This window comes from Pseudoxanthomonas suwonensis 11-1, from assembly GCF_000185965.1.
GTDB classification, from domain to species: Bacteria; Pseudomonadota; Gammaproteobacteria; order Xanthomonadales; family Xanthomonadaceae; genus Pseudoxanthomonas; species Pseudoxanthomonas suwonensis_A.
Genome location: NC_014924.1, coordinates 753,168 through 773,414, shown reverse-complemented (window position 1 = coordinate 773,414; position 20,247 = coordinate 753,168). Strand labels below are relative to the sequence as shown.

The window sequence follows — 20,247 nt, the reverse complement described above, 5'->3', positions numbered from 1 at the left end:
GCGAGCAATACACCGGAGGAACAAGCCATGCAGCTGCGTCATCGTGTTCCGCGGCCGGCACGCGCGCCGGCCCTGCTCGGCCTGTCGCTGGCCCTGCTGCTGGCGGCCGGCGTGGCCGGCGCGGAGGAGGCGGCCAGCGGGTCGCTGCGACAGCAGATGAGCGCCGCCGAATTCCGTGCTGCCGGCCTGGACAAGCTGAGCCCGGCCGAGCTGGCCGCGCTCGAGGCCTGGCTGCAGCGGCGCGACACGGGCATGGTGCCGGCGGAAGCGCCGCAGGTGCCCGTGGCCCAGGCTCCAGTTCCGCCCGCGCCTGCCGCCGCTGCCGCGCCTGCCCCGGCGCCGGTCGCGACGCCGGCACCAACCGCACCTGCCAGCGCCCCGGCAGCCCCTGCCGTGGTCGATGCGGCCGAGCTGGAACGCATCCGCGAGCAGGCCCGCGAGGAGGGTCGTCGCGAGGTGCGCGAGGAAAGCCGTGGCTTCTTCGATTTCGGCTCCTCCGAGCCGATCACCAGCACCCTGGTCGGCGAGTTCCGCGGCTTCGCCAAGGGCCGCCAGTACACCCTCGCCAATGGCCAGGTCTGGGAGCAGATCGAGCCGGCCAGGCTGGACGGCGTGCGCAGGCAGGACCCGGCGGTGACCATCAAGCCCGGCCTGATGAACGCCTGGTTCCTGCGCGTGGAGGGCTACAACACCCCGGCCAAGGTGCGCCGCATCCGCTGAGGCTGGCGGGCCTGCCGCCCAGAACGGACACGGCCGCCCAGGGGCGGCCGTGTCGTTCCTGCCGGGAAAGCGCCGGTCACTCGAGCAGCGAGCGCAGCATCCAGGCGTACTTTTCGTGGGTCTGCAGGCGCTGGGTCAGCAGGTCCACGGTCGGGTCGTCGCCAGCATCGTCGGCGGTCTTGAGCACGCTGCGCGCGGTGCGGCACACGGCCTCGTTGCCCTCCACCAGCTGCTGGACCATGCCCTTCCAGTCCGGCACGCCATTGGCGCCCTCTTCCTCGCGGATCGAGGTCAGGGCGATGAATTCAGCGTAGGAGCCCGGCGCGTTGAAGCCCAGCGCGCGAGTGCGCTCGGCGACGTCGTCGAGGGCGTTCCACTGCTCGGTGTACTGCTCCTCGAACATCACGTGGAGCGAGTTGAACATCGGACCGGTCACGTTCCAGTGGAAGTTGTGGGTCTTCAGGTACAGGGTGAAGGCATCTGCGAGGAAGCGCGCCAGGCCCTCGGCGATCTCCTTGCGGTCGCTGGCGTCGATGCCGATCTCGATGCGCGAGGAGGACGCCACCGGGTCGATCGCGCTGGTCTTGCGCGCCTTGGTGGTGGAAGAGGTCTTTTTCGTGGCGGGCTTGGCCTTTGCCATGGGTCGCTCCTTGGGGGCTTGGGTCCACGGAAGTGGTGGGGACTGTCAGAATAGACACTAACTCCGCACGCGTTATGCAAAGTTTCACACGGCCCGATAGATGGAATCGATACCCGACGACCTGCGCAAGGCCCTCGACGATGGTCGGGTTGCGATATCCGGCGCCCTGAGCCGCGACCGCGGTCGCCTGCACGGCATGTGGTCGCGCTGGCGAGGCAAGCCGGCCGACGCGGAACTGCGCGCGCGCTTCGAGCAGGCCCTGGCCGCCTCGGTTGCCGCCTGTCGGGCGCGGGCCGAAGGCCTGCCGCCGATCACCCTGGATCCGGCGCTGCCGATCACCGCGGAGGCCGAACGCATCGTCGAACTGGTGCGCACCCACCAGGTGGTGGTGGTGGCGGGCGAGACGGGCTCCGGCAAGACCACCCAGCTGCCCAAGCTGTGCTTGGCCGCCGGGCGCGGCGTGGCCGGCAGCATTGGCTGTACCCAGCCGCGCCGGATCGCCGCCCGCGCAGTGGCCGCGCGCGTGGCCGAGGAGTTGAAGACCCCGCTGGGCGGGCTGGTCGGCTACCAGGTGCGCTTCACCGACAACGTCGGCGCGGACACCCGGATCAAGTTCATGACCGACGGCATCCTGCTGGCGGAGATCGCCTCCGACCGTTGGCTGTCGGCCTACGACACGATCATCGTCGACGAGGCCCACGAGCGCAGCCTCAACATCGACTTCCTGCTGGGCTACCTCAAGCAGCTGCTGCGCAAGCGCCCGGACCTGAAGCTGATCGTCACCTCGGCGACGATCGATACCGCCCGCTTCGCGCGCCACTTCGACGACGCGCCGGTGGTCGAGGTCGCCGGCCGCACCTATCCGGTGGAAGTGCGCTACCGGCCGCCGGAGGCTCCGGGCGAGGAGTCCCAGGCGCCGCCGCAGCCCGGCCGGGGCTCCGCTGCGCGGCGTCCGCGCCCGGAGCGCGAGGCTGATCCGTTGTCGGCAATCACCGCCGCGGTGGACGAGATCACCGCCGGGGACCCGCGCGGCGACGTGCTGGTGTTCCTGCCCGGCGAACGCGAGATCCGCGACCTGCACCGCGCCCTGGAGAAGCGCCAGTACCGCTCGACCGAAGTGCTGCCGCTGTACGCGCGGCTCTCGGCCAAGGACCAGGACCGGGTGTTCAACCCCGGCCCGCAGCGGCGCATCGTGCTTGCCACCAACGTCGCCGAAACCTCGCTGACGGTGCCGCGCATCCGCTACGTCATCGACCCGGGCGACGCGCGGATCAAGCGCTACAGCCCGCGCTCGAAGATCGACCGCCTGCACGTGGAGCCGGTCAGCCAGGCCAGCGCAAACCAGCGCAAGGGCCGCTGCGGACGCGTGTCCGAGGGCGTGTGCTACCGCCTGTACTCGGAAGCCGATTTCCTCTCGCGGCCGGAGTTCACCGATCCGGAGATCCGCCGCTCCAGCCTGGCCGGCGTGATCCTGCGCATGCTCCACCTGGGCCTGGGCCGGATCGAGGACTTCCCGTTCCTGGAACCGCCGGACGAGCGCGCCATCGCCGACGGCTGGCAGCAGCTGCTCGAGCTGGGCGCGGTCGAGGATTCCGGCAGCGGCCAGCGCCGCCTGACCGCGATCGGCCGGCAGATGGCGCGCCTGCCGGTGGACGTGAAGCTCTCGCGCATGCTGGTGGCGGCGCAGGCGCATGGCTGCCTGCGCGCGATGCTGCCGATCGCCGCCTTCCTCGGCGTGCAGGATCCACGCGAGCGCCCGCCGGAAGCGCGCGAGGCCGCCGACAACGCGCATGCGCAGTTCGCCGACCAGCGCTCGGAGTTCGTCGGCATCCTGCGCCTGTGGCAGGCCTACGACGACGCCCATGGCGAGCTGACCCAGTCGAAGCTGCGCGACTGGTGCGGCAAGCGCTTCCTTGGCTTCCTGCGCATGCGCGAATGGCGTGAGCTGCACCGCCAGCTCAAGCTGCTGTGCAACGAGCTGGGCTGGCGTGAGGAGGAGCCGGAACGCTCCCTGCTGCCGCTGCTGGCCGGTGCACCGGCGGCAACCGAAGCCCGCGAGGGCAGCCGCCCCACCCGCGGCGAGCTGCACCGCGCCGCGCGCCTGGCGCGCGAGGGCAAGACGGAGCAGACCGCAAAACCGGGGTCAGAGTCGGTTTTCCAACAGGACAAGCAGGGCGGCGGCAGGAAGCCGGGGAAAACCGACTCTGACCCCGGTTTTGCAGTCCCGGCCAGGGAACGCGCGGCCGCCTACCAGTCGCTGCACCGCGCCCTGATCGCCGGCCTGCCGACCCAGCTGGGCCATCGCACCGAGAAGGGCGACTTCCAGGCGCCGCGCCAGCGCCGCTTCCAGCTGTTCCCGGCCTCACCGCTGGCGAAGAAGCCGCCGCCGTGGGTGCTGGTCGCGACCCTGCTGGACACGCAGAAGGTCTGGGGCCTGACTGCCGCGACGATCGAGCCGGATTGGGCAATCGCCGAGCTGCCGCACCTGCTGGCACGCAAGCACTTCGACCCGCGTTGGTCGCGCGCGCAGGGCAACGTGCTGGCCTCCGAGCAGATCAGCCTGTTCGGCCTGGTGCTGGCACCCAAGCGCCCGGTGCACTACGGCCGCATCGACCCGGCCGGCGCCCACGACCTGTTCGTGCGCCAGGCGCTGATTCCCGGCGAGATCGACACGAAAGCCTCGTTCGTCGCCGCCAACCTCAAGACCCTCGAACAGGCGCGCGAGGAGGAAGCCAAGCTGCGCCGCGCCGGCCTGGTCGCCGACGAGGACTGGCAGGCGCGCTGGTACCTGGACCGCGTCCCGGCCGAGATCCACTCGGCCACCGGCCTGGATGCCTGGTACCGCAAGCTGGAGCAGGAGAAGAAGCGGGCCCTGCGCTGGTCGCTGGCCGACCTGCTGCCGGGCGAGGGCCAGCAGGGCGACCTGTATCCGAAGTACTTCGCGCTGGGCGACGCGCGCCTGCCGCTGCACTACAGGTTCGAGCCGGGCGCGGCCGACGACGGCGTCACCCTGGAGGTGCCGCTGCCGCTGCTCAACGCGCTGGACCCGGCGCGGCTGTCCTGGCTGGCGCCGGGCTTCGTCGCCGACAAGGCCGCCGGCCTGATCCGCACCCTGCCCAAGGCCATGCGCCGCAACTACGTGCCGGCGCCGGACTTCGGCCGGGCTTTCGCCGAGGCATTCGCGCAGGCCACGGCCGATTCCATCGCCGGCGAGCTGGCGCGTTTCCTCAGCAGGACCACCGGCAGCCCGGTGGCGGCGCTGGACTTCGACGAGGCGGCGCTGGAGCCGCACCTGCGCATGAACCTGCGCCTGCGCGAACTGCCGGACCGCGGCGGCAAGGTGCTGGCCGAGTCGCGCGACCTGGACGACCTGCGCGCGCGCTTCGGCGAGCGTGCAGCGCGCGCCTTCGCCGCCCGCGCCGCCAACACCCTGGCCACCAGCACCCGCGAGCTGCGCGAGTTCCCCGAGGAGCCGCTGCCGCTGCAGGTCACCGGCGACGCCGGCGTGCCCGGCTTCCCGGCGTTGGTGGACGAAGGCACGCACGCGGTGCTGCGGGTGTTCGCCGACCGCGGCCAGGCCGAGGCCGCGCACCCGCGCGGGGTCGATCGGCTGCTGCGCATCGCCCTGGCCGACAAGGCCCGGCAGGCGCGCAAGCAGCTGCCGGTGTCGCCCAAGCTCGGCCTGCTGTACGCGGCGATCGAGCAGTTCGGCGGCTCGCCGCAGGACAAGGCGCAGGAGAAGGAACAGCTGCGCGCCGACCTGGTCGAGGCCGCACTCAATGCGGTGCTGGCCGACGGGCTGGACGGAATCCGCGACAGGGCCGCATTCCAGAAGCGGGCCGAGGCCGCCGGTCGCCAGCTGTTCGCCGAGGCCATGCAGCGCCTGCAGCTGGCCGAGCAGATCCTCGCCGCGGTGGCCACGCTCAAGCCGCAGCTGGAAGCTCCGCTGATGGGCTGGGCCGGCGCCAACCTGGACGACCTGCGCGCCCAGCTGGAGCGCCTGGTGCACCCGGGCTTCCTGCGCCACACCCCGGCCGAGGCGCTGGCGCAGTTCCCGCGCTGGCTCAGGGGCATGAGCCTGCGTGCCGAACGCGCCATGCGCGATCCGGCCCGCGACCAGGCCCGGATGCTGGAGCTGAAACCGTTCACCGACGCCCTGGCTGGCGCCACCGCGCGTGGCGTGGCCTCCCGGCCGGGCTGGCAGTCGCTGCGCTGGGACGTGGAGGAGCTGCGGGTGCTGCTGTTCGCCCAGGAGCTGGGTTCGCGCGGTGGCGTCTCGCCCAAGAAGCTGGCGCAGAAGCTGGCCGCACTGAAGGATTGAGCGCGGTGCAATCGATATTGTTCATGCCGGTGCCCACGGGCGCCGGTATCCTTGGACCATGCAGGAATCCTTGAACGCCACGCCGTCGCGCGCCGGCAGTGCGCCCGTGGCGCGCGATGCGTTGTCCGTGCTGCGCCAGGTGTTCGGCTACGACGCCTTCCGCGGCCAGCAGCAGGACATCATCGAGCACGTCGCCGCGGGCAACGACGCCCTGGTGCTGATGCCCACCGGCGGCGGCAAGTCGCTGTGCTACCAGGTGCCGGCGCTGCTGCGCGAGGGCACCGGCATCGTGGTCTCGCCGCTGATCGCGCTGATGCAGGACCAGGTCGAGGCGCTGCTGCAGCTTGGCGTGCGCGCGGCCTGCCTCAACTCCACCCTGGACGCCGAACAGGCCCGCCAGGTCGAGCGCGAGCTGCTCGACGGCACGCTCGACCTGCTCTACGTCGCCCCCGAGCGGCTGCTGACCGGCCGCTTCCTGTCGCTGCTGGAACGCAGCCGCATCGCCCTGTTCGCGATCGACGAGGCGCACTGCGTCTCGCAGTGGGGCCACGATTTCCGCCCCGAGTACCGCGAACTGACGGTGCTGCACGAGCGCTGGCCGGACGTGCCCCGCCTGGCACTGACCGCCACCGCCGATCCGCCGACCCGGCGCGAGATCGCCGAGCGGCTGGCGCTGGAAAGCGCACGCTGCTTCCTCAGCTCGTTCGACCGCCCCAACATCCGCTACGCGGTGGCGCACAAGGACAACCCGCGCCGGCAGCTGCTGGACTTCCTGGGCGGGCATCGCGGCGAGTCGGGCATCGTCTACTGCCTGTCCCGACGCAAGGTCGAGGAGACCGCGGAGTTCCTCGCCGGACAGGGCATCGCCGCCCTGCCCTACCACGCCGGCCTGCCCTCGGACGTGCGCGCGCAAAACCAGCGCCGCTTCCTGCGCGAGGACGGCATCGTGATGTGCGCGACCATCGCCTTCGGCATGGGCATCGACAAGCCGGACGTGCGCTTCGTCGCCCACCTCGACCTGCCCAAGTCGATCGAGGGCTATTACCAGGAGACCGGCCGCGCCGGCCGCGACGGCGAACCGGCCGAGGCCTGGATGGGCTACGGCCTGGGCGACGTCGTCCTGCTGCGGCAGATGATCGAGCAGGGCGAGGCCAGCGGGGAGCGCAAGGCCCTGGAGCGGCGCAAGCTGGACCAGCTGCTGGGCTACTGCGAATCGGCCATGTGCCGGCGCCAGGCCCTGCTGGCCGCGTTCGGCGAAGCCTACGAATCTCCCGATGGACGCGAAGGCTGCGGCAACTGCGACAACTGCCTGCAGCCGGTGCGCACCTGGGACGCCACCGAGGCGGCACGCAAGGCGCTCAGCTGCGTGTACCGCACCGGCCAGCGCTTCGGCGCCTCGCACCTGATCGAGGTGCTGCGCGGCGCCGATACCGAGAAGGTGCGCCAGTTCCGCCACCACGAGCTGTCCACCTACGGCATCGGCACCGACCTGGACACCAACACCTGGCGCAGCGTGTTCCGCCAGCTGGTGGTCGCCGGCCTGCTGGAAGTCGATGCCGAAGGCCATGGCGGCCTGCGCCTCGGCGCGGCCGCGCGGCCGGTGCTCAAGGGCGAGCGCCAGGTGCTGATGCGCGAGGAACCTGCGCGCCGTCCGGGCCGCTCCAGCGGCGGCGACCGTCCCAGCCAGAGCACCCTGCACGTCGATTCGCATGACCGTCCGCTGTTCGACGCGCTGCGCGCCTGGCGCGCTGGCCTGGCGCGCGAGCAGAACGTGCCGGCCTACGTGATCTTCCACGACCGCACCCTGCGCGACATCGCCCAGCTGCGCCCGGCCACGATCAGCGAGCTGGCGCGGGTCGGCGGCGTCGGTGGGGGCAAGCTGGCGCGCTATGGCCAGGACGTGCTGGACGTGATCCGCGAGTACGGCTGAGGGGTACCCGCCTGCGCGGGCTCAGCGCGCAGGCTGCGGCAGGCCGGCCTGGATCCTCGCCAGCAGCGCCTCCAGCCCGGATTCGGGCTCGCCGGACAGGCGCCTGCGCACTTCCTCCTCGACTGCCGGTTCCAGCGTGGTGAGGAGTCGCACCTCGCCGGCAACGCGCGCGGCCACCGGCACGCCATCGCGACAAAGCAGTCGCGCGCCACCGATGCGCGGCACTTTTTCCCCCGCCAGCAGGGTGCCGGAGAGGTTTAGCGGATCCAGCGCACTGACCTCGACCAGTTGCCCGTCCAAGGGCCGGTTGCGCACCTTGCGCAGCGGCGCGATCGCTTCCGGCAATGCGAACTGTTCGCCGCTCAGGCCCTCGATGAAGCGCCCGCCACGCACCTCGCCCCGCGCCTCCAGGCGATGGTAGACGCGCAGCAGTTCGCGCCACGGCGGCAGCCAGGCCGCCTCGCGTTCGAGGATGCGCCAGCCGACCACGCCGTAGCGGCGCAGCAGCACGCGGGCGACGTGCTCCACGGCTTCCGCATCCGGGCGCCGGCGCGTCGCAGCGCCGTCCTCCTCCACTGGCGCAGGCCTGCGCACCAGCGCCCAGCGTCCCGCATCCTCGATGGTGTGCAGCGAGCCGCGACGGCGGCCGCGACCCGGCGAAGGGCGTTTGGACGGCGGCACCAGCAGCGCGCGCAGGCCGGCGAAGCTGTCGCAATGCGCCACTCCCCGTGCCACCAGCTCGGCCAGCGCGTCCTCCAGCTCGGTACCCAACAGGCGGGTGGCCTCCAGCAGTTCGTCGAAGAACGAGGCACCGTGCTCGGCCAGGTATCCGGCCACCTTGCGCGCACGCGAGGAAACCCCGGGCAGTCCAGCATCCAGCGGCGGCGCCAGCGCCGCCCAGTGCTGCACATGCCGCCGCGGCAGCAACAGCACCGGGGTGTTGCGCAGCGAAGCGCCGGCGCGGTTGCCCTCGGCCTCGCTACCGGCCGCGCGCAGCCGGGTCCACAGCGTGCGCCCGGCGGTGCACTGGTCGTCCAGCCAGGTGCTGGCGTAGTCACGCACGCGCGCCGGCAGGATCTCCGCCTCCCAGGCTGGCGCCGGCGCCTCGTAGCCTTCCAACTGCGCCAGCACGTCGGCCAGCGCTTCCGGTCCGCTCACCCGCGCTTCCGGGGCGACGCGCTGCCACTCGAACAGGAAGCGCATGAAATCGCGTGGCGCCACCGGCTCGATCTCGCGGCGCAGGCGCTTGAGCGTGAGCCGATGGATGCGCGCCAGCAGGTAACGCTCGCACCACTCCTGCTCGCGCGCGCCGGGCGTGAAGCGACCCTGCATCGCATAACCCTGGGTCTGCAGCGCCAGCAGCGCTTGCTCGATGGCAGAGGGCGGCAACGCCAGGCTGGCGGCCAGCGCGGTCACGGTGACTGGCCCCAGCGCCGTCAGCCGCGAGCGCAGCAGCGCGACCCGCGCATCCTCCGTACTCCACGGCACCCGCGCGAACTCTTCCGGCACCCTGGGTACCGGCTCCTGGTTCGCCTGCGGATGCAGCGCCAGCAGCTGCGGCAGGCGCTCGACCGCGACCCACCACTGCTGGCCTTTTGCCTCGACGGAGGTGGCGCGCCCTTCGTCCGCCAGCACGCGCAGCAGCGCCGGCCAGTGCGCTTCGCGCCGTGCTTCGTCCTCGGTCAGGAAGCCCAGCCCGGTCAGCACCTCGTGCATGCCGTCGGCGGCATGGGCACGTGGCCATGCGTCGACGCGCACCTGTTCGATGGCCTCGGCATCGAGCCGGCCAAGGTCCGAGGCCGACTCCGGGTCGGCATAGCGCCGCGACTGCACCGCCTGGGTGCGACGCTCCTCCAGCGGGGCGTCGTCGAGGAAGGCATAGGGCCGCGCATTGATCGCCTCGGCCGCGATCGGCGACGGCGCGGCCAGGTCGCGCGCGACCACCGCGATGCGCCCGGATTCGAGCCCACGCAACACCTCCAGCCAACCGTCCAGGTCCATGGCCTCGTGCAGGCAGTCGTGCAGGGTCTGCGCGACCAGTGGATGGTCCGGCACCTCGCGCTCGCCGACGATGTTCTCCAGGCAGGCGACCTGGTCGGGGAACACCGTGGCCAGCAGGTCCTCGGACTTCATCCGCTGCAGCTGCGGCGGCACCCGCTTGCCGCCGGAGAAGCGCGGCAGGGCCAGCGCCGTGCCGGCGTTCCAGCGCCAGCGCACCGCGAACAGCGGCGCGTCCAGCAGCGCCTGCACCAGCACGTCGGCCGCCGACGAGGAATGCAGGTACCTGGCGACCTCGGCCAGCGGGAAACTGTGGCTGGTCGACAGCGACAGGACGATGGCGTCCTCGGTCGCCGCCGCCTGCAGCTCGAAGTTGAACTGGCGGCAGAAGCGCTTGCGCAGGGCCAGGCCCCAGGCGCGGTTGAGCCGGCTGCCCCAGGGACTGTGTACGACGAGGTGGGTGGAACCGGTCTCGTCGAAGAACCGCTCCAGCACGAGGGTCTCCTGGGTCGGCATGGCGCCGAGCGCCACCAGGCTGGCGCCGAGGTAGTCCACCAGCTGGCGCGCCGCTGCCTCGTCCAACCCGACCTCGTCGCGCAGCCAGCGTTGCGCGGCGGCGATGCGTCCGGGCGCCAGCGTCACCGGGTGTTCCGCTCCGTCCTCCGTGCCTGCCAGCCATGCCGCGACTTCCGCACGCAGCCGCGACACGCCCAGCGACAGCTCGTCGCTGCGCCCGGGCGCCTCGCCCAGCCAGAACGGAATGCTGGGCGGCTGGCCCTGCGCATCCTCCACGCGCAGCTTGCCCGGTTCGACCCGCAGGATGCGGTAGCTGGTGTTGCCCAGCTGGAAAACATCGCCAGCCATGCTCTCGACCGCGAAATCCTCGTTGACCGTGCCGACGAAGCTGGACTGCGGTTCCAGTACCACCGAGTAGTCGCCGGTCTCGGGAATGGTCCCGCCGGACATGGTCGCGACCCGGCGCGCACCCTCGCGCCCGCGCAGGCGGTGGTGCACGGCGTCGCGGTGCACCCAGCCGGCACGCGCGCCGCGGCGGTCGCTGAAGCCGCCGGCCAGCATCGCCACCACCTCGTCGTAGCGTCCGCGTTCGAGGGCGGCATACGGCCACGCCCGGCGCAGGCATTCGAACAGCTCGCCCTCGTCCCACTCCCGCGCGGCGACCTCGGCCACGATCTGCTGCGCCAGCACGTCCAGCGGCGCCTCCGGCACCCTGAGCGCGTCCAGCTCGCCGCGGCGCACGCAGTCCAGCAGTGCGGCGCACTCGACCAGGTCCTCGCGGGTGGTGGGGAACAGGCGCGCGCGCGGCACGCCGCCGACGTGGTGGCCGGAACGCCCGGCGCGCTGCAGGAAGGCGGCGATCGAGCGCGGCGAACCGAACTGGCAGACCAGGTCGACGTCGCCGATATCCAGGCCCAGTTCCAGCGAAGCGGTGGCGACCAGCACCTGCAGCTGGCCGCGCTTGAGCTTCTGCTCGGCATCCAGCCGCAGCTCCTTCGACAGGCTGCCGTGGTGGGTGGCCACCGCGTCGTGCCCGAGCAGGCGCCCGAGGTGGAACGCGGCGCGCTCGGCCATGCGCCGGGTGTTCACGAACACCAGCGTCGTGCGGTGCTCGCGCACCAGTCCGGCCACGCGCAGGTAGACCTGCTCCCACTGGTCGTTGGACATCACCGCCGACAGCGGCGTGGGCGGCACTTCCAGCGCCAGGTCGCGCTGGCGGGTGTAGCCGATGTCGACGATCGCGCAGTCGGGTACGTCGCGGGTGGCCGTGCCGCCATGCACCGCCCCGCCGCGCTGCCAGTCGCCCCCCGTGGTGGGCAGTTGCCCACGACCGGGATACACGTTGCCGGCGCCGACCAGGAAGCGCGCCACCTCCTCCACCGGTTTCTGCGTGGCCGACAGGCCGATCCGCACCAGCGGCCGTGCGCACAGCGCCTGCAGCCGCTCCAGCGAAAGCGCCAGGTGGCTGCCGCGCTTGTTCCCGGCCAGGGCGTGGATCTCGTCGACGATCACGCTGCGCACCGTGCCCAGCATCGCCCGCCCGGATTCGGAGCACAGCAGCACGTACAGCGATTCCGGCGTGGTCACCAGGATATGCGGCGGCTTGCGGCGCAGGCGCGCGCGTTCGGACTGCGGGGTGTCGCCGGTGCGCACCGCGGTGCGGATCCCGGCCTCGGGCAGGCCCAGCTCGCGCAGCGCCGCGCCAATCCCGGCCAGCGGCGCCTCCAGGTTAAGGGCGATGTCGTTTGACAGCGCCTTCAGCGGCGAGACGTACAGCACCCGGGTCTCGTCGGGCAGGCCGCCCTGTTGCTGCGACTCGCGCACCAGGGCATCGATCGCCGCGAGGAACGCGGTCAGGGTCTTGCCCGAGCCGGTGGGCGCGGCCACCAGGGTGCTGCGCCCGGCCATGATTGCCGGCCACGCGGCGACCTGCGCCTCCGTGGGACCCGGAAAGGCGGCATCGAACCAGCGGGCAATGGCGGGATGGAAGTCGGGCGGGCTCATGGACGGCGATGGCCGGGGGAGACAGCCAGGGCAGCCTGGCGCGGTGGTGTCGCAGGGATGGCGACGGGGACCGTACGCCTGACTATGGGACCGTCCGTGACCCGCATCAATCTCGGACCGCGAACGGGGCAGCGCCCCGTTCATCCCCGCGGTGGTTAGCGCGCCGGGGACGCGGTATGTTCGCGGCGGGAGGATCAACGTTGACCGATGGTCACGGCCCTGCCTGGCCAGAGGAGTGTGCAATGGCGACGGAAGATCCGCGACACCGGGCCCATGGCCGGGCCAGCTTGCAGCAACGCATCCACGATTTCAGGAAGGCCTACCGCAAGGCGCGAGACTGGCGTTGCGAACCCCCGACTGCGCTGATGGCCGCCATCCGCTTCGCGCTGACTGGCGACAGCGGCCGCTTCGTTTCCCACGATGGTGCGCGGCTGTCGCGCATCTATCGCGACGGCGACTGAGATCCTCCTGGCATTGCAGACGCCACTGCCGCCTGGCGTGACCGGTTCCCGCACGACATGGAGCGCATCCATGCCGCGGCAAGCCTGCGTCCGCGTCTGCAAACGTGGACCGCGGGCGGTCGCGCGGACTCAGCGCCGGTAGATGTCGTCGCTGGTCTTGTTGGCCTCGACCGTGCGGATCGACTGCTCCCGGCGCACGTCGCCGCACTCGCTGCAGGCGTGGGTCACCACCACCTGGTAGCGCTCCTCGGTCCAGCTCTCCTTGCGGACAAGGGTCTTGCCCTCGTTCGGCCCGGATATCGAGCGCCCCACCACCGACTCGCGCCGGCGCGGCGTGGCCGAGAGGAAGGTCCACTCTCAGCTTAAAGAGTGCGGCGTGATGCATCACTACCCGTGTCATCGCCGGGACCAGTGAAAGTCTCAGCAATGAATCTCTGGTCCGCGGCACGTCGATAAGCAATTGCTCGCCGTTGGGCTTCTTCACCGAGGTCCTCAGGTGCGGGCCCACCAAAATGTCCTGCGACTGCCGTCCTGAACTTGCCGTAAGCTTGGAGTGTCGTCTCCAGCACTGGAATCGTTGCGTCCGCCGCCGCGTCGTAATTAGTCGCTTGATCCCGTGCCTTGATGACATCCAAGACCGTCCGCACGCGCCGGACCTTCACGATGCAGTAGGTGGCCTCATCGGCGACCGATTCGGAGAGCACGTCAAAATACGGAACGAGCTGTTCGAGTTGGGCCGCGTCGAGCTCCCGAAACAGCTCGATAGCGGTGTCGAAACTCACTCGATTAAGCGGGCGCGCATGCAGCATACGACGCGCGGTGTCGATTTGAAGGAACTGATCAGTTACAGAGGCCGCAGCCACGTTGAGCATGTTATCGGCGATCTTTCGCCTTCTGGCCACCGCGTCCGTAAGGGGTTTCAGACCAACATGAAGGGCGACAGCGGCAGCCGTGAAACTTCCCGTGGCAGCAGCCCAGCCAGCAGCCTCCGGCGACCAGAGCTTAGGGATCCCAAGCAGGCAAACGGCAGCACCAGGGCCTGTCGCCACACAGGCCACCCCCAACACAAATGGGCGCGTCAAGAAGGCCGTAACCTTACCGATCGCCGCATCGCCCCCCTTAGAATCTTCCGTCGGATTCTGCCACGTAATTCCTATGCCTCTATGGCGGAGCTACGAGCCGGCTTGTCGCCGCGCCTGCACCGAGATGCCTTGCGGGCCAGCCAATGACGGAAGGAGCGCGGCTGGATTGGAAGCACACAGCGTTGACGGCTCTCGGGCCATTCGGAGGCTGGCAGCATGAGCCCCCGCCGCTTCGCGCCTTGGCAGAGGCAAACCTCGACGCCGTGCTGCCAACCACGCGCGAAGGGCCCGGTTAGCGCCCGATCTAGGGCCGGCACAGGGAGAGCATTTGCAGCATGATCGGACGAGTCCTCCAGTTCACCGACCGCCAGGAGCTCTGCCAGGTAGGCAAGCGGCGGGGGCGGCATCTGGACCACCGCCGCAGCCCTAGACGCAGCCTTCGGCCTCCAAGCTCCAGCCGCCAACGGCAGCTACCAGACCGACATCGTCTGATGGCCCCTCGCAACCGCAAACACAACCCGGCCATCACGGCCCACATCGACCAGGCGAAGATCCCTCGCGGGATCTACTGGGACGCCACGGGCCGCGGTCGGTGGTACGTGTTTGGGACCGTCACCGGCGTCGACGGCCCCAAGAAGAAGCGGCGGACCGTGGCGGGCCCGGCAGCAAAGCTGCGTGGGATGCGGCGCTGGCCAGCCGGCGCGCCGGCGTCGAACGTCGAAGCCGTTCCCCATGCGTCCGGAGCAGCGCGTGGTCTTCATCGCCGACCACGGCGCGCCGCTGCTGAAGACGAGCCTGGACAGCGCGTGGCAGCGCTTCGTGCAGCTGGCCATGGATGCCGGCGTCATCAGCGCGGAAGAGCGCTTCAGCCTTCACGACCTCAAGCACAAGGGCGGCACCGACACGGCTGGCAATCGCGCCGACCGCCAGGACGCGCTCGGTGTCAGCGACGCGATGATGAAGGTCTACGACATGAGCGTCCTCGTCGTCAGACCAGCAGGCCGATGCGGCTAGAGCTGAGCAGCGCCGTCGTACAAACCAACTTCCCAAGCACCTGACCGATCGCCAGGATGCCGCCGGCAGCGAACAATGCCCGGACGACGCGCAACCGTCCGCAGCCCGTCTTTTGTGCGCGCCGCGACATCGTCGCTGACAATTGACGACAAGCGCGGTGGCCGAGTGAGAACCCGCGGGGAAGTCACAAACAGGTGCGGCGTGTGCCCCTTCAACTGCGCAATCCCGTCTGCCGTTGGCAGCTTCGACTTGCCGCGTTCAAAGGGAGTCACAATGGCAACCGGGTTAGCAGTAAGAATGCTCTGCCAGACCGGAGCGTAGTAAGCCGTGTCGGACCCATGATGCGGCACCTTGAACAAGGTGGCAGCGATATTCTGAGCAACCGGTTCGGTTAGGACCTTCCGCCAACCGACCAGCGGGTCGCCGACTTCTTCCAGATCGGCTCCGAGGATCAGGGCCGTGTCGCCCACAGTTATAAGCAGCGCCATTGCCAAGTGATTTGGCCTGCGGGCTGGCGGATGGCCGATGGGGGCACCTTCGCGCGGCAACATCGAGCCCACAGCAACTAGCGCTCGACGGCACTCCTCGCTCGATGGACTGAGGGCCCAGACATTGACCGGCCCGGCTTCTGTGGTAGTGCTGAGCAACAACTGACTTGCGGCCGCGAATCGGAGCCGGGCTACGTCCGTTTGATACAGAACCCTATAAAGCTCAGATACACCCTTGGCCAACGCGTCTCTGCCGCTGTAGGCGGACGCAAGCGTTATGAATTCTTTAGAGTTGAGTGCAAGTGGCACGACACACACAGCATCCGATGCCGCATCGGCAACTTCACTCAGGCCGCGAACATGGTCGTCGTGCCAATGGGTGGCCACGATCATTTCGATCGCGCTCGCGTCTACCCCTATTTGGTTGAGGTAGTGCAGCGGAGCGACACTGCCCTCATAGAGACAGGAATCGACCATCAGCCATCGATTGCTCCCGAGGTGGACACAGATCGCCTCGCCATATCGAGGTCCGATTAAGACAACTTCCAACTGCGAAGCAAGCGGAGCGTCAAACCTGGGCAGACGAGAGACGCTTGAACAACTCATCTGCGCGATTCTCCACCCTCTTAAGATCCGTCTTCGTCCATGCGGGCATGCGCCGAAACCGGATCATGCTCGATCGCTTCCGGCCCGAAGGTCGCATCTCGTATCCCACATGCCAGTAGAAAACCGCGCCCTCGCGGACAAGATCCCTGTCCTCTTCGTCCACCTCCGAAAGCGACAAACTTGCCTCGCAATCGGGTTGACCGCTTGTCTTGTCGGTCAATCGGACCGTAATTTCGTCATCCTCTACGTCAAGTACGATGCCCTCCCAAAACTGCACATCGACGCCGCTCACCACGTCGACGCGCCGCGAAGCTAGAAGTTGCGAGGATGCTTGCAACGCACGATTGACTTCTTGGTTCCCACGATGGGCCTGGGTGGAGGCTTTCATCTGGACGATGCCCGCCCAACTATCAGCTAGACCGCTCGTGTCAAGCAGATCTCCCCCATGGGAAAGCAGTTTTGCCATGGAGTCAATCGGAGCGATGGTCCCATCAGCAAGCACGCCACCATAGGGTAGATCGCGCGTTTCCAATGCCTGTTCCATCAGGACTGCCTCATCACGTCGTTAGCTACAGCGTCAAAGTCTGCTCGCGAGCGATCCCAATATTCCAAGATGCACTCCCGCACCAATTCAGATGTCTGTGGCTTTTCGTCAATGAAGCTCACATGGTCATTGACGGTCAAGATGACTTCGTAATCCACGTTGCTCTTGAGGTTGGGCTTGACGGTGAAGTTCCGGAAGCCGTCTCTGCCGTCTCCACGCTCGGACCTGATCGTAAGGCTTACAAGCCCCGGATTTACCAGCGAATCGCCCCACTCGCCCTTAGGAGCCAGTCGATGCCCCAGGGCGTGGTATGTCTCCGCCGAGGGCATCTGATAGACGTTTTCCCAGTTGAAGCCGATCTGATCAAACGGCACGCGCGGTAGCGCAGCAAGGCAGCCAGCCATGAGGTCACGCACGATGGGGTAATACGGTTCTTGGGTGGTGCGCAGCTGGATGCGGTTTTGGCGAACGTCCACCTCCAACCACTCGGCCTTGAAGATGGTGATCTCGGCCGAGACGATCTTGATCTCGGCCTCGTCGGCTTCAGCCGCCCTAATCAGGTCATTAGCCTTGAACCACTCCGGGTGGAACATAGCCGGATTGACCGGACCTATGACGACTAGCGAGGCCGCCGTCTTGGCGGGCTTCAAGTTCATCTGCGCTCGGACCTTGGAATTCCCCGGCCGATCCTACCCGAAAGCTGCGTATGCAGCGCAAAGGTCGGGGGTCATATCGCCCTTAGACTTACGGAGCAAATTACGGAGCGGGCTTTCGGCTCGGCACGAAACAGCGCAAGCCATTGATTATATTGGTGGGCCGTGATGGATTCGAACCATCGACCAGCGGATTAAAAGTCCGATGCTCTACCGACTGAGCTAACGGCCCACGGGTCCGGCCGGGGCCGGGTCGCGCATTTTACCCGATCGGGCGGCGCCTGCGGCTGGCGCGGTCGAACCGCCGCGACGCCGATGGCGTCAGGGCGTCCGGCACGGCTCAGGCGCCGGTGATGTAGCGGGTGGGATCGGCCACGCCCGCGGTGGCGAAACCGGCGGCGCGCAGCTGGCAGGCATCGCAGTGGCCGCAGGCCAGGCCCTGGTCGTCGGCGCGGTAGCAGGACACGGTCTGGGCGAAGTCCACGCCCAGGCGCAGGCCCTCGCGCACGATCTCGTCCTTGCCCATGTGCAGCAGCGGCGCGTGCACGCGGATGCCCGCACCCTCGACACCGGCCTTGGTGGCGAGGTTGGCCAGGCGCTCGAAGGCCTCGATGAACTCGGGACGGCAGTCTGGATAGCCGGAATAGTCCACCGCGTTGACGCCGCAGAAGATGTCGGCGGCGCCCAGCACCTCGGCCCAGCCGAGGGCGGCGGACAGCATGATGGTGTTGCGCGCGGGCACGTAGGTGACCGGGATGCCCTCGCCGCCGGCCTCCGGCACCTCGATGTCGTCGGTCAGGGCCGAGCCGCCGATGCTGCGCAGGTCGATGGCCACGGTCTTGTGCGCGGCCGCGCCCAGGGCGCTGGCCACGCGCGCGGCGGCATCCAGCTCGGAGGTGTGGCGCTGGCCGTAGCGTACGCTGAGCGCGTGCACGGCGAAGCCCTGCTCGCGGGCGATGGCCAGGACGACGGCCGAATCCATGCCACCGGATACGAGGGCGACGGCTTTCTTCATGGGGATTGCTTGCTGTGGGGTGGCCCATTGTAGGGCCGCAGCCGGGTTCAGCGACCCGGCTCGTCGTTCCAGAGGATCTTGTGCAGCTGCATCTGGAAGCGCACCGGCAGGCGGTCGGCGACGATCCAGTCGGCAAGGTCACGCGCCTCCAGCTGGCCCTTGGACGGCGAGAACAGCACGTCGCAGCGCGCGGACAGGCCGTGCTCGGCGACCATGTCGCGCGCCCACTCGTAGTCGGCGCGGCCGCACAGCACGAACTTGACCTGGTCGCGCGCGGTCAGCAGCGGGATGTTCTCCAGCCGGTTGCGCGCCATCTCGGCCGAGCCCGGGGTCTTGAGGTCCACCACCCGCGACACGCGCGGATCCACGCCGGCGATGTCCAGCGCGCCGGAGGTCTCCAGGGAGACGTCATGGCCGGCGTCGCACAGGCGCCGCAGCAGGTCCAGGCAGCGTTTCTGCGCCAGCGGCTCGCCGCCGGTCACGCAGACATGGCGCACGCCATGGCGCGCGACCTCGGCGAGGATGGCGTCGATCTCCCACCACTGCCCGCCATGGAAGGCATAGGCGGTGTCGCAGTACTGGCAGCGCAGCGGGCAGCCGGTGAGCCGCACGAACACGGTCGGCCAGCCGGCGGCATTGGCCTCGCCCTGCAGGGAAAGGAAGATCTCGGTGATCCGCAGGCGGTCCTGCGGAAGCTGGGTATTCATGGGCTCGTATTGTAGGTCCCGGAGGCCAGCGACCTGGTGGGCTGGCCCGGCGACGCAGGAGATGGGCCGCCGGGTCGCCCCCGACAGCCGCTGCGGCCTCCAGAAACGACGCGCGCCCACGAGGGGCGCAGCGGCAGGGAAACACTGGCGGGCAATGCCCGCGGCGGCTCAGCGCAGCTGGCCGATCTCGATCGAACGCAGGCGGTCGGCGGCGATGCGGGCCGCATCGGTGCCGGGGTACTGCGAACCCACCTGGGCGAGGGTGGACAGGGCCTGGCGGACTTCGCCCTCGCCCAGCTGGGACAGGCCCAGCTTCAGCAGCGCGCCCGGGGTCTTGTCATGGGTCGGGTAACGCTCCATCAGCGCGCGGAACTGCTGCGCGGCCAGGGCGTAGTTGCCGGTGGCGTAGTAGCTTTCGCCCAGCCAGTACAGCGCGTTGGGGGCGTAGACACCGGCCGGGTAGGCATCCAGGAAGCCCTGGAACGCCTCGGCGGACGCGGCGTAGTCGGCGGCCTTGAGGGTCTTGAACGCGGCATCGTAGGCGGCGAGCTCGTCGGCGCCCAGCGCCAGCGAACCCGGATCACCGTGGACCCGCGGTGCCGCATCGGCGACCTTCGGCGCCGCCGGAGCGGCGGGGGCCGGCGCGGCAGCGCCGGTGGCGGCCGGTGGCGCGGGCAGTTCGCCGCCCTCCAGCCGGTTGAGACGGCCGTCCAGGTCCAGGTACTGGTCGCGGTTGCGCTGCTGCAGCTGCTGGTGCTCGTACTGCAGCTGTTCCAGCGCCGAACGCAGCTCCTGCACCTCGCTGCGCAGCAGCGACAGCTGGTTGAGCAGGTCCTGGGTCTGCTGGGTGTTGTTGGCCTGGGCCTCGAGCCGCGCGACGCGGTCGGCCAGGCTCATCTTCTGCGCATGCGCGGGCGTGGCGGCCACGAGGGCCGCCACGACCAGCATCATGCCGATGGCACGAAGGTGCAGCATCTACTTAGCGGGCGCTGTAGACGATTTCCACGCGACGGTTCTGCGCCCAGCAGCTCTCGGTCGACTCGGTGCAGACCGGACGCTCTTCGCCGTAGCTCACGACTTCCAGCTGGCTGGCCGAACCACCGGCAGCCTGCAGGGCCGAGTTGACGGCATTGCCGCGGCGCTCGCCCAGGGCCTGGTTGTAGGCGCGCGAGCCGCGCTCGTCGGCGTTGCCCTGCAGGGTGATGCGGGCGGACGGACGGTCGCGCAGGTACTTGGCGTGGCAGCCGACGATGGCCTGGAACTCCGGCTTCAGGGCGTCCTGGTCGAAGTCGAAGTACACGGTGCGCTGGCGCAGGCAGGCGTCGGTGTCCAGGTCTTCCGGACCGTAGCGGCCGTCGCTGGCGACCGGGGCGGTCGGGGTGGTCGGGGCCGGGGTCTCGGCGGCGGGCTGCTCCTTGACCTTCTTCGAGCAGCCAGCCAGGACGGCGACCGACAGGAGGGAAACCAGCAGAACGCGGGTGGAACTGTTCATGATCATTTCCTTGTGATGCACAGGTGGTGGTGTTTGAGAAACGTGCAACGGGCGAA

16 protein-coding genes and 1 tRNA gene are annotated in these 20,247 nt (G+C 69.4%); 5 read left to right on the top strand and 12 right to left on the bottom strand.

Features of this window, described 5'->3' with window-relative positions; all coding sequences use genetic code 11:
* The first annotated feature begins 27 nt into the window (after window positions 1-27).
* Complete coding sequence (locus PSESU_RS16610) at window positions 28-720, top strand: hypothetical protein (RefSeq protein WP_013534372.1); 693 nt, start codon at window positions 28-30, stop codon at window positions 718-720.
* Between the two features lie 76 nt (window positions 721-796).
* On the opposite strand, the gene PSESU_RS03410 is transcribed toward PSESU_RS16610, so the two are convergent.
* Window positions 797-1,360: a Dps family protein gene (locus PSESU_RS03410; RefSeq protein WP_013534371.1), complete on the bottom strand. Its 564-nt coding sequence runs from the start codon at window positions 1,358-1,360 to the stop codon at window positions 797-799.
* 100 nt (window positions 1,361-1,460) lie between these two features.
* Between PSESU_RS03410 and hrpA the strand changes: the two genes are divergently transcribed.
* Together hrpA and recQ are read left to right on the top strand one after the other, a co-directional pair.
* Window positions 1,461-5,681 carry an ATP-dependent RNA helicase HrpA gene (gene hrpA, locus PSESU_RS03405; protein WP_013534370.1) on the top strand — a complete coding sequence of 1,407 codons (4,221 nt, stop codon included), beginning with the start codon at window positions 1,461-1,463 and terminating at the stop codon, window positions 5,679-5,681.
* Window positions 5,682-5,787: 106 nt separating this feature from the next.
* Window positions 5,788-7,611: a DNA helicase RecQ gene (recQ, locus tag PSESU_RS03400; RefSeq protein ID WP_041764396.1), complete on the top strand. Its 1,824-nt coding sequence runs from the start codon at window positions 5,788-5,790 to the stop codon at window positions 7,609-7,611.
* A gap of 21 nt (window positions 7,612-7,632) precedes the next feature.
* Here recQ and PSESU_RS03395 read toward each other — a convergent pair whose 3' ends face one another.
* A complete protein-coding gene (locus tag PSESU_RS03395) occupies window positions 7,633-12,129 on the bottom strand; it encodes a DEAD/DEAH box helicase (protein ID WP_013534368.1) in 4,497 nt (1,498 codons plus the stop codon).
* A 242-nt stretch (window positions 12,130-12,371) separates the two neighbouring features.
* On the opposite strand from PSESU_RS03395, the gene PSESU_RS16095 reads away from it, so the two are divergent.
* Window positions 12,372-12,590 carry a hypothetical protein gene (locus tag PSESU_RS16095; RefSeq protein WP_013534367.1) on the top strand — a complete coding sequence of 73 codons (219 nt, stop codon included), beginning with the start codon at window positions 12,372-12,374 and terminating at the stop codon, window positions 12,588-12,590.
* A gap of 129 nt (window positions 12,591-12,719) precedes the next feature.
* Here the strand turns inward: PSESU_RS16095 and PSESU_RS03390 are convergent, their stop codons facing one another.
* Window positions 12,720-12,902 carry a hypothetical protein gene (locus PSESU_RS03390; protein WP_013534366.1) on the bottom strand — a complete coding sequence of 61 codons (183 nt, stop codon included), beginning with the start codon at window positions 12,900-12,902 and terminating at the stop codon, window positions 12,720-12,722.
* Between the two features lie 50 nt (window positions 12,903-12,952).
* Window positions 12,953-13,462, bottom strand: a complete 510-nt coding sequence (locus PSESU_RS16090; protein ID WP_155942705.1) for a hypothetical protein — start codon at window positions 13,460-13,462, stop codon at window positions 12,953-12,955.
* Window positions 13,463-14,422: 960 nt separating this feature from the next.
* Here PSESU_RS16090 and PSESU_RS03385 point away from each other — a divergent pair.
* Entirely contained in the window at window positions 14,423-14,686 is a 264-nt protein-coding gene (locus tag PSESU_RS03385; RefSeq protein ID WP_155942704.1) for an integrase, read from the top strand.
* On the opposite strand, the gene PSESU_RS15855 is transcribed toward PSESU_RS03385, so the two are convergent.
* The 8 genes from PSESU_RS15855 to pal all read right to left on the bottom strand — a co-directional run bounded on the left by PSESU_RS15855 (window position 14,683) and on the right by pal (window position 20,191).
* Window positions 14,683-15,780 carry an MBL fold metallo-hydrolase gene (locus tag PSESU_RS15855; protein WP_013534365.1) on the bottom strand — a complete coding sequence of 366 codons (1,098 nt, stop codon included), beginning with the start codon at window positions 15,778-15,780 and terminating at the stop codon, window positions 14,683-14,685. The genes PSESU_RS03385 and PSESU_RS15855 overlap by 4 nt on opposite strands.
* Complete coding sequence (locus tag PSESU_RS16085) at window positions 15,743-16,324, bottom strand: hypothetical protein (RefSeq protein WP_155942703.1); 582 nt, start codon at window positions 16,322-16,324, stop codon at window positions 15,743-15,745. Before PSESU_RS16085 ends, PSESU_RS15855 begins: the two co-directional genes overlap by 38 nt.
* Window positions 16,324-16,980 carry a hypothetical protein gene (locus PSESU_RS03375; RefSeq protein WP_013534364.1) on the bottom strand — a complete coding sequence of 219 codons (657 nt, stop codon included), beginning with the start codon at window positions 16,978-16,980 and terminating at the stop codon, window positions 16,324-16,326. Before PSESU_RS03375 ends, PSESU_RS16085 begins: the two co-directional genes overlap by 1 nt.
* 153 nt (window positions 16,981-17,133) lie before the next feature.
* Window positions 17,134-17,209: transfer RNA gene (locus PSESU_RS03370), tRNA-Lys, on the bottom strand.
* A 108-nt stretch (window positions 17,210-17,317) separates the two neighbouring features.
* Window positions 17,318-18,043, bottom strand: coding sequence for a 7-cyano-7-deazaguanine synthase QueC (gene queC / locus PSESU_RS03365; protein ID WP_267878632.1), 726 nt, complete (start codon window positions 18,041-18,043; stop codon window positions 17,318-17,320).
* Window positions 18,040-18,699 (bottom strand): 7-carboxy-7-deazaguanine synthase QueE, encoded by a 660-nt coding sequence (gene queE / locus PSESU_RS03360; protein ID WP_013534362.1) that lies wholly within the window; start codon window positions 18,697-18,699, stop codon window positions 18,040-18,042. The genes queC and queE overlap by 4 nt, the downstream gene beginning before the upstream one ends.
* Window positions 18,700-18,867: 168 nt before the next feature.
* Window positions 18,868-19,674: a tol-pal system protein YbgF gene (gene ybgF, locus PSESU_RS03355; RefSeq protein ID WP_013534361.1), complete on the bottom strand. Its 807-nt coding sequence runs from the start codon at window positions 19,672-19,674 to the stop codon at window positions 18,868-18,870.
* Window positions 19,675-19,678: 4 nt separating this feature from the next.
* Window positions 19,679-20,191 carry a peptidoglycan-associated lipoprotein Pal gene (gene pal / locus PSESU_RS03350; RefSeq protein WP_013534360.1) on the bottom strand — a complete coding sequence of 171 codons (513 nt, stop codon included), beginning with the start codon at window positions 20,189-20,191 and terminating at the stop codon, window positions 19,679-19,681.
* Window positions 20,192-20,247: the final 56 nt, after the last annotated feature.

What these genes read in the sequence shown, in the direction of transcription:
- PSESU_RS16610 (WP_013534372.1), top strand. Translation starts at nt 28, where the DNA reads ATGCAGCTGCGTCATCGTGTTCCGCGGCCGGCACGCGCGCCGGCCCTG.
- PSESU_RS03410 (WP_013534371.1), bottom strand. Translation starts at nt 1,360, where the DNA reads ATGGCAAAGGCCAAGCCCGCCACGAAAAAGACCTCTTCCACCACCAAG.
- hrpA (WP_013534370.1), top strand. Translation starts at nt 1,461, where the DNA reads ATGGAATCGATACCCGACGACCTGCGCAAGGCCCTCGACGATGGTCGG.
- PSESU_RS03395 (WP_013534368.1), bottom strand. Translation starts at nt 12,129, where the DNA reads ATGAGCCCGCCCGACTTCCATCCCGCCATTGCCCGCTGGTTCGATGCC.
- PSESU_RS16095 (WP_013534367.1), top strand. Translation starts at nt 12,372, where the DNA reads ATGGCGACGGAAGATCCGCGACACCGGGCCCATGGCCGGGCCAGCTTG.
- PSESU_RS16090 (WP_155942705.1), bottom strand. Translation starts at nt 13,462, where the DNA reads ATGCTCAACGTGGCTGCGGCCTCTGTAACTGATCAGTTCCTTCAAATC.
- PSESU_RS15855 (WP_013534365.1), bottom strand. Translation starts at nt 15,780, where the DNA reads ATGAGTTGTTCAAGCGTCTCTCGTCTGCCCAGGTTTGACGCTCCGCTT.
- PSESU_RS16085 (WP_155942703.1), bottom strand. Translation starts at nt 16,324, where the DNA reads ATGGAACAGGCATTGGAAACGCGCGATCTACCCTATGGTGGCGTGCTT.
- PSESU_RS03375 (WP_013534364.1), bottom strand. Translation starts at nt 16,980, where the DNA reads ATGAACTTGAAGCCCGCCAAGACGGCGGCCTCGCTAGTCGTCATAGGT.
- queE (WP_013534362.1), bottom strand. Translation starts at nt 18,699, where the DNA reads ATGAATACCCAGCTTCCGCAGGACCGCCTGCGGATCACCGAGATCTTC.
- ybgF (WP_013534361.1), bottom strand. Translation starts at nt 19,674, where the DNA reads ATGCTGCACCTTCGTGCCATCGGCATGATGCTGGTCGTGGCGGCCCTC.
- pal (WP_013534360.1), bottom strand. Translation starts at nt 20,191, where the DNA reads ATGAACAGTTCCACCCGCGTTCTGCTGGTTTCCCTCCTGTCGGTCGCC.